The organism is Moorena sp. SIO1F2 (assembly GCF_010672755.1).
Lineage (GTDB): Bacteria > Cyanobacteriota > Cyanobacteriia > Cyanobacteriales > Coleofasciculaceae > Moorena.
Genome location: NZ_JAAHFV010000340.1, coordinates 1 through 6,888, shown reverse-complemented (window position 1 = coordinate 6,888; position 6,888 = coordinate 1). Strand labels below are relative to the sequence as shown.

Here is a 6,888-nt window from a genome sequence, read left to right as displayed (position 1 = left end):
TGGGATATTTTAACCCAAAGACATAGCTCCTTAGACATAGTTTGTCTCTCCTCCCTGATTGATTGATCAGGTTTTAGGCTGTTTCCAACCAGTCATAAATTTTATCTAATTGCTCCAGAGTTACCAAACCATACTGCCAAAGAATCATTGGCCAAAGTCCTGGATCTTGTTCCCGGTGTCGTTGTGCGATCGCAATTGAATCTCTTGAAATTGCTAACTCTTCTTGGAGAAAATGCAAGAATTTTGTATAGGTTTTTGGTGCCATTAGTTGTCTTTCACCTCCTTTAATAGGCTCTATTTTGGAATTAGTAATCTGAATGTGTAAACCATCAGTAGCCACTATCTCATCTGTCCACTAGGAAATTACAAGCGTCGGTTATAACTGACATAGAAACAGTCAGGAATTTTCAGGTTTTAAGGATAATTAATCCCATAGGAAAAGAGTTAACTTTCCCAATCATCACCCGACTAGGGTTTAGGATGACAGGACTAGCACTCTAGTACCCCTGTGTAAATTTTCAGGGTTACAAGGCTGATTACCTGTGTCCTAAATCACTGCCAACCTGAGATTTTCGTCAACCTAGAACAGCAATATTATGTGTCTTGATGCAGTCGCTCATGGGGGAAACCCCCGCAGGTCGGCGCTGCATCGCTTTCTTTCCAGTATCGAGATGAAATACCCTACTAGCATCACCCCTAGACCTTGCCAACACAGTGAGTTGGCAAGACCCTGGTAGCTCATATGGTTAAGTCAAGCAAAATTCGACAGTTTTAAATACACACTCCCTAAGGCGCTTGAGTGACAAGCGTCTGTCAAGTTAAAAACTTTGGCTGGCGTACGCTATAACTGACTACTCTCTCACACCATCAACTTAGCGATTCACCGCTAAGACTCAGTAGCGTCACCCCTACCCTTGTTTTCCCAACCTTGATTAATTATGTCAAGGGTAGCCATTAGTAATCAAGGGTATAGTCATTTGCGAGATTTTTACATCTGTCTTAGGAAAGATTACCCTAATTTAGCTTAATCCGCCAGAAGCCCCACGACAGAGGTAAGCATTTAACTATAGATCCGAAACGTAAGTAATCGCTTACTTCTGACTTCTGACTTCTGACTTCTAACTTGCGCGTAGCGCTATATTAGTTAGGTGCGGTAGTACTCCCATCCAGAAATTTGACATTTACCTGGTCACCTACTTTCAGACCCAGTTCAGCCGCACGTCCGCCACGAAGTTCAATCACTTGGTCAATAATTTTCATTCCTGGACCATAGGTAGGGCATTCATCGGTTTCGCAGGGGGGGACAGATTTTGCGATCGCTTTTACTTCCCCATTTCTTAGAAAGACCATATCCAGCTCGATTTTAACATTCTTCATCCAAAAGCTGACAGGTCGTGGTGGGTAGAAGCCAAATAACATGCCCCGATCCGGTGCTAGAGATAGGCGATACATCAACCCCATTGCCTTTTGCTCACGGGTCTGTGCCACTTCCAGCGAAATCCGCTCACCTGCGATTTCAGCTTCAGCAGAAATTGGTAACATTTGACCTAATTTGGTTGGTGATTGTGATACTGATGGCGCTGTTGCTGGCGGTTGACCAGATTTGACAGAGTTACTATTTATAGTGTCTTCTGGAACTGACCCTGCTGAACAGCCCATCAGTAAAATACTTAGTGCTATTGAACATAGAGTGATTTGAAACTTCATAGCCCTTTTCCCTATTATCAAGTATCAAGTATCAAGTATGAAGTGGGGAGTCGGGAGTCGGGAGTCGGAACCCACCCCTAACCCCTCCCAGGAGGGGAACGGGAGTCGGGAGTCGGGAGTGGGAAGTGCGAACCATGGCATTGATTGGTTACTCAGCCACTAGTATAGTTTCACCCAACACCGTTCAAGCTCCAACCTCCACCCTTCAACCTCCAACCTCCAACCTCCAACCTCCAACCTTGGCCTTTGGCCACGCTACGCGAACAACCTTCAACCTTGGCCTTTGGCCACGCTACGCGAACAACCTCCAACCTTGGCCTTTGGCCACGCTACGCGAACAACCTCCAACCTTGGCCTTTGGCCACGCTACGCGAACAACCTTCAACCTTGGCCTTTGGCCACGCTACGCGAACAACCTTCAACCTTGGCCTTTGGCCACGCTACGCGAACAACCTTCAACCCCACAACCCTAAGCCTCCCGCAACACATAACCAACACCACGCACCGTCTGGATTAATCGCCTTTCACCTTCATCTTCAATCTTGAGACGTAAATAGCGAATATAGACTTCGATGACATTGGACTCTCCCATAAAGTCATAACCCCAAACATTTTCCAAAATTTGTTCGCGAGTTAATACTTCCCTCGGATGGCTGATCAAATACTTGAGCAGTTCAAACTCTTTCATGGTCAAATCAATGACCCGTCCATTGCGCATTGCTCTACGCTGGCTTAGGTCTAACGTTAGTTCTCCAAACCTAAGCTGCTCGGAGCCTCCTGTTTTTGGCTCTAGATAAAGGCGCACCATTTTTACAAATGGCTCGGTACGATAGGGTTTAAGGAAATAATCATCAGCCCCTGCTTCTATACAAGCCACTCGATCCTCTACTCGGTCATGAGCCATCAGCATGATTACAGGTACGCGAGAGCCTTCACGTCTGAGCTGATCGCATAATCTCAGCCCTGATTCTCCTGAAAGGGCTCTATCCACAACCACCATTGCTGGCTGGAGTTCACAAGCTTGATGGCAAGCAATGGCGGCATCAAGGGCAATGACGGTATGATAACCTGCTTCTTTCAAGTCCTGACTCAGCCGTTCCGCCAATATTTGATCGTTTTCTACAACTAAGACACAGGGATTCCTTTCCAGGGTCAGATTTGGCATAGATAATGCTTGTCAGCACAAGCTGCATATAACTATGGTGAATACCAACCCTGTTTTAGCATGTCCTCATTAAATATTGCTGAGTGGGTAAGTTGTAAAAAAAATAGCCGTAGAAATATTATCCACGGCTATTTAAATGACTTATGTCACTTAGTTCCCAAACCGAAACTGATGTGATCCTATTTGATTGACCTTGGTCTTTCGGCCACCCTACGGGACCAGACCGGAGCCAAGGCTCTGGGGGGAAGCCCCCCCAGAAATTTAAGGTGTTATGGCAACAGCCAATACTTCATCATGGTTGTCTTCACTTCTCCTGGCGTTTCAGTAGGCTCCAGAGGGCTCCAGTCGGCAATCTCCCCATAGCCAAGGGAATAAAACCTTTGCATACTATAGATTACGGCTTGACGAGGACCTTTTAGAGTGTGCTCAACAGGTTGTTTCTTGAGGTTTTGGTTAATTTTTTTTGACATAAGTCGAAACTTGAAATCATTGTGGCTTTATATTGATTATTGTAATGATTATATTTTAATTTGTCAAGGGTTTTTAAAAATATTTTTGGGTAAGTTTTAGAGGTAATAAAAAAAAGCGTTTGCGTAGCGTCTCTTTCAAAGAATACCGTAAGCTAATGCGCTACGCGCACGCTATGCGAACAGCTATCAGCTATCAGCTTAAGCGCTACGCGCACGCTACGCGAACAGCTAATAAGTCGAAGCCTGTGCCACCAATTCCCGATTCCCGATTCCCGATTCCCGATTCCCGATTCCCTTGTTTTCAGCTAACCGCTGACCGCTGACTGCTTACAGTTTGATTAATTTCAACTTCTGCAATCGGACGCTCAAATTCTGTGATAGTCTTGCTAAAGTTGACTTGACCGATAACTTGCCATTTTAGTTGAAGCTTAGGGGTATTATTCAGATAATCGTAGCTACCTTCAAGGATAGTAATTTGGCTAATCGTGTGGCTTGTAAATGTTTGTTGAGCTTGATACTTGTTAGCTGTTGATAAATTATAATTTTCGATTAGTTCTTTGTAGTTATTTAAAATAATCCCTGTAGTTAGGGAAGCCAATTTTTCTAAGTTAGTTAGGTCAGCGTCGTAGATATCGATAAAAAACTCTTGTTTAAATTCCCTGGATGTAGTAATTATTGTGGGGTTTTGTTGCTCCGGATGTAACTGTTGTGGATGGGTTGATCTAAATGTTGAGGAAATTTCCCATTTACCGGGATAGATGCTGATGTGTGGTAGTGTTGTTGGTGATTCGGTAATGGGTTGAGCAACAATTTCTATTTGAGGTGTAGAGATGTCTTGAATTAGTTGTTGCTTAAGCTGCTCGCTGATTTGGGATAGTAAGTGTTGAATCATTTTTTTTAGATAATGGGTAATAGGTAATAGGTTATGGGAGTTAGGCAGCCGTTTTTGAGGTCTGATTCTGTGTGATTTTACAAACAACAGTCTCTAGGGTAAGGAATTGTTTCCTAGATTCAAGTATACATCCATATACGGGCGGGTTCCCTGCTTGTGTCTGGTTTAACTACATTACCCATTCCCTATTAACCATTATCATTACCATTACGATTAATGTTACTATAGGTATAGCTATAGTTAAGTAATGACCTAAATGTGAAAACCGATACCATATTCTATCGCCTGTTCCAATCGTTTCCCAGCATCTTCTTTGAATTAATTAACCATTCCCCTACAGAAGCACAAGCTTATCAATTCGCCTCTGTGGAAGTCAAACAACTAGCATTTAGAATTGATGGAGTATTCCTGCCGACAACCACCACAGCCCAACAACCGATTTATTTTGTAGAAGTCCAATTTCAGAGGGACTCTGAATTTTACTCCCGCTTCTTTACCGAAATTTTCATGTACTTAAACAAAAACAAAATCAGCAATGATTGGCGTGGTGTGGTGATTTACCCGAGCCGCAATGTGGATAAAGGAGCTACTCAACAATATCTTGAATTACTCGATTCCCCAAGGGTATCTCGGATTTATCTCGATGAATTAGCCGAGACCTCTGCACCATCGGTGGGTATAGCCACAGTACAGCTAATTGTAACCGAGGAAGATACTGCGATCTCACTTGCTCAAGACTTGATTCAACGAACCACTGAGGAGGTAGACAATGAAAGACAAAAGCGAGAACTTCTACAATTAATAGAGACCATACTGGTGTATAAGTTACCCAAACTCAGTCGCACGGAGATAGAAGCAATGTTTAGCTTAAGTGATTTACGGCAAACCAAAGTTTATCAGGAGGCTTTAGCAGAAGGTAGGCTTGAAGGTATACAAGAAGGGAGACTTGAAGGTATACAAGAAGGGAGACTTGAAGGTATACAAGAAGGGAGACTTGAAGGTGAAATTCAAGGCAAATTAAAGTCCATACCTCGGTTGTTAGCGTTGGGGTTAACCGTAGAACAAGTTGCCCAAGCTTTAGAATTAGAAGTTGAACGAGTGAAACAGGTGCTCCAGCAGTCTTCTGATAGTTGACATATTTAGGTAATAGGTAATAGGTAATAGGTAATGGGAGTTAGGTGAGTTTACTTGATTACCCATTACCATTACTATAGCTATAGTTAAATAATGACATAAATGTGAAAACCGACACCATCTTCTATCGCCTTTTTCAATCCTTTCCCAGCATCTTCTTTGAATTAATTAACCATTCCCCTACGGAAGCACTTGCTTATCAATTCGCCTCTGTGGAAGTCAAACAACTAGCATTTAGAATTGATGGAGTCTTTCTGCCGACAACCACCACACCCCAACAACCGATTTATTTTGTAGAAGTCCAATTTTGTGGTGATTTACCCTAGGGCGTGTTTTTAAACTCGGAGATCCCCCATTATCCCCCTTAAAAAAGGGGGACTTTGAGTATGGCTCCCCCCTTTTTTAAGGGGGGCTGGGGGGGATCATAATCTTGTGGAAAACTTTGAAAACACGCCCTAGCCGCAATGTGGATAAAGGAGCAACTCAACAATATCTTGAATTACTCGATTCCCCAAGGGTATCTCGGATTTATCTCGATGAATTAGCCGAGACCTCTGCAACATCGGTGGGTATAGCTACAGTACAGCTAATTGTCACCAAGGAAGATACTGCAATCGCACAAGCTCAAGACTTGATTCAACGAACCACTGAGGAGATAGACAATGAACCACAAAAGCGAGAACTTCTACAATTAATAGAGACCATACTAGTGTATAAGTTACCCAAACTCAGTCGCACGGAGATAGAAGCAATGTTTAGCTTAAGTGATTTACGGCAAACTAAAGTTTATCAGGAGGCTTTAGCTGAAGGTATAGAAGCAGGCAGACTTGAAGGTAAAATTCAAGGCAAATTAGAGTCCATACCTCGGTTGTTAGCGTTGGGTTTAACCGTAGAACAAGTTGCCCAAGCTTTAGAATTAAAGGTGGAACAAGTCAAACAGGTGCTCGAGCAGTCAACGGATCCCTGAAACAAAAACTATCCCATAGTTAGGTAATGGGTAATAGGTAATGGGAGCTAGGTGGGTTTACGCAGGTGACCCATTACCCATTACCCATTACTATAGCTATAGTTAAGTAATGACCTAAATGTGAAAACCGATACCATCTTCTATCGCCTGTTTCAATCGTTTCCCAGTATCTTCTTTGAATTAATTAACCATTCCCCTACAGAAGCACAAGCTTATCAATTCGCCTCTGTGGAAGTCAAACAACTAGCATTTAGAATTGATGGAGTATTCCTGCCGACAACCACCACACCCGAACAACCAATTTATTTTGTAGAAGTCCAATTTCAGAGGGACTCTGAATTTTACTCCCGCTTCTTTACCGAAATTTTCATGTACTTAAACAAAACTAAACTCAGCAATGATTGGCGTGGTGTGGTGATTTACCCGAGCCGCAATGTGGATAAAGGAGCAACTCAACAATATCTTGAATTACTCGATTCCCCAAGGGTATCTCGGATTTATCTCGATGAATTAGCCGAGACCTCTGCAACATCGGTGGGTATAGCTACAGTAC

Annotated in this window: 10 protein-coding genes and 1 pseudogene; 6 read left to right on the top strand and 5 right to left on the bottom strand. The window is 43.0% G+C overall.

Annotated elements, in window-relative coordinates; all coding sequences use genetic code 11:
• Positions 1–73: 73 nt before the first annotated feature.
• Together F6J94_RS27535 and F6J94_RS27530 are read right to left on the bottom strand one after the other, a co-directional pair.
• The gene (locus F6J94_RS27535) at positions 74–265 is read right to left on the bottom strand and encodes a DUF2949 domain-containing protein (RefSeq protein ID WP_293023953.1); all 192 of its coding nucleotides are present in this window, start codon (positions 263–265) and stop codon (positions 74–76) included.
• A gap of 875 nt (positions 266–1,140) precedes the next feature.
• The gene (locus tag F6J94_RS27530) at positions 1,141–1,707 is read right to left on the bottom strand and encodes a DUF192 domain-containing protein (RefSeq protein WP_075900041.1); all 567 of its coding nucleotides are present in this window, start codon (positions 1,705–1,707) and stop codon (positions 1,141–1,143) included.
• A 134-nt stretch (positions 1,708–1,841) separates the two neighbouring features.
• On the opposite strand from F6J94_RS27530, the gene F6J94_RS27525 reads away from it, so the two are divergent.
• On the top strand, positions 1,842–2,180 hold the full coding sequence (locus tag F6J94_RS27525) for a hypothetical protein (RefSeq protein ID WP_293046162.1): 339 nt from the start codon (positions 1,842–1,844) through the stop codon (positions 2,178–2,180).
• Here the strand turns inward: F6J94_RS27525 and nblR are convergent.
• Positions 2,177–2,872, bottom strand: coding sequence for a response regulator transcription factor NblR (nblR, locus tag F6J94_RS27520; protein ID WP_075900037.1), 696 nt, complete (start codon positions 2,870–2,872; stop codon positions 2,177–2,179). The two genes, F6J94_RS27525 and nblR, sit on opposite strands and share 4 nt — an antisense overlap.
• Positions 2,873–3,141: 269 nt before the next feature.
• Positions 3,142–3,342 carry a hypothetical protein gene (locus tag F6J94_RS27515; RefSeq protein ID WP_293023962.1) on the bottom strand — a complete coding sequence of 67 codons (201 nt, stop codon included), beginning with the start codon at positions 3,340–3,342 and terminating at the stop codon, positions 3,142–3,144.
• Between the two features lie 119 nt (positions 3,343–3,461).
• Here F6J94_RS27515 and F6J94_RS27510 point away from each other — a divergent pair, with 119 nt between their 5' ends.
• Complete coding sequence (locus F6J94_RS27510; RefSeq protein WP_293046159.1) at positions 3,462–3,665, top strand: hypothetical protein; 204 nt, start codon at positions 3,462–3,464, stop codon at positions 3,663–3,665.
• On the opposite strand, the gene F6J94_RS27505 is transcribed toward F6J94_RS27510, so the two are convergent.
• On the bottom strand, positions 3,644–4,234 hold the full coding sequence (locus F6J94_RS27505; RefSeq protein WP_293046156.1) for a hypothetical protein: 591 nt from the start codon (positions 4,232–4,234) through the stop codon (positions 3,644–3,646). The two genes, F6J94_RS27510 and F6J94_RS27505, sit on opposite strands and share 22 nt — an antisense overlap.
• 258 nt (positions 4,235–4,492) lie before the next feature.
• On the opposite strand from F6J94_RS27505, the gene F6J94_RS27500 reads away from it, so the two are divergent.
• The 4 genes and pseudogenes from F6J94_RS27500 to F6J94_RS27485 all read left to right on the top strand — a co-directional run.
• Positions 4,493–5,368 (top strand): Rpn family recombination-promoting nuclease/putative transposase, encoded by an 876-nt coding sequence (locus F6J94_RS27500; protein ID WP_293046153.1) that lies wholly within the window; start codon positions 4,493–4,495, stop codon positions 5,366–5,368.
• Positions 5,369–5,472: 104 nt separating this feature from the next.
• Positions 5,473–5,676: pseudogene (locus tag F6J94_RS27495) on the top strand (DUF2887 domain-containing protein); the annotation flags it as partial.
• A 134-nt stretch (positions 5,677–5,810) separates the two neighbouring features.
• A complete protein-coding gene (locus tag F6J94_RS27490) occupies positions 5,811–6,335 on the top strand; it encodes an Rpn family recombination-promoting nuclease/putative transposase (RefSeq protein WP_293046151.1) in 525 nt (174 codons plus the stop codon).
• A gap of 120 nt (positions 6,336–6,455) precedes the next feature.
• Positions 6,456–6,888, top strand: a 433-nt coding sequence (locus F6J94_RS27485; protein ID WP_293046148.1) for an Rpn family recombination-promoting nuclease/putative transposase, incomplete at its 3' end; no start/stop codon positions are given.

What these genes read in the sequence shown, in the direction of transcription:
- F6J94_RS27535 (WP_293023953.1), bottom strand. Translation starts at nt 265, where the DNA reads ATGGCACCAAAAACCTATACAAAATTCTTGCATTTTCTCCAAGAAGAG.
- F6J94_RS27530 (WP_075900041.1), bottom strand. Translation starts at nt 1,707, where the DNA reads ATGAAGTTTCAAATCACTCTATGTTCAATAGCACTAAGTATTTTACTG.
- F6J94_RS27525 (WP_293046162.1), top strand. Translation starts at nt 1,842, where the DNA reads ATGGCATTGATTGGTTACTCAGCCACTAGTATAGTTTCACCCAACACC.
- nblR (WP_075900037.1), bottom strand. Translation starts at nt 2,872, where the DNA reads ATGCCAAATCTGACCCTGGAAAGGAATCCCTGTGTCTTAGTTGTAGAA.
- F6J94_RS27515 (WP_293023962.1), bottom strand. Translation starts at nt 3,342, where the DNA reads ATGTCAAAAAAAATTAACCAAAACCTCAAGAAACAACCTGTTGAGCAC.
- F6J94_RS27505 (WP_293046156.1), bottom strand. Translation starts at nt 4,234, where the DNA reads ATGATTCAACACTTACTATCCCAAATCAGCGAGCAGCTTAAGCAACAA.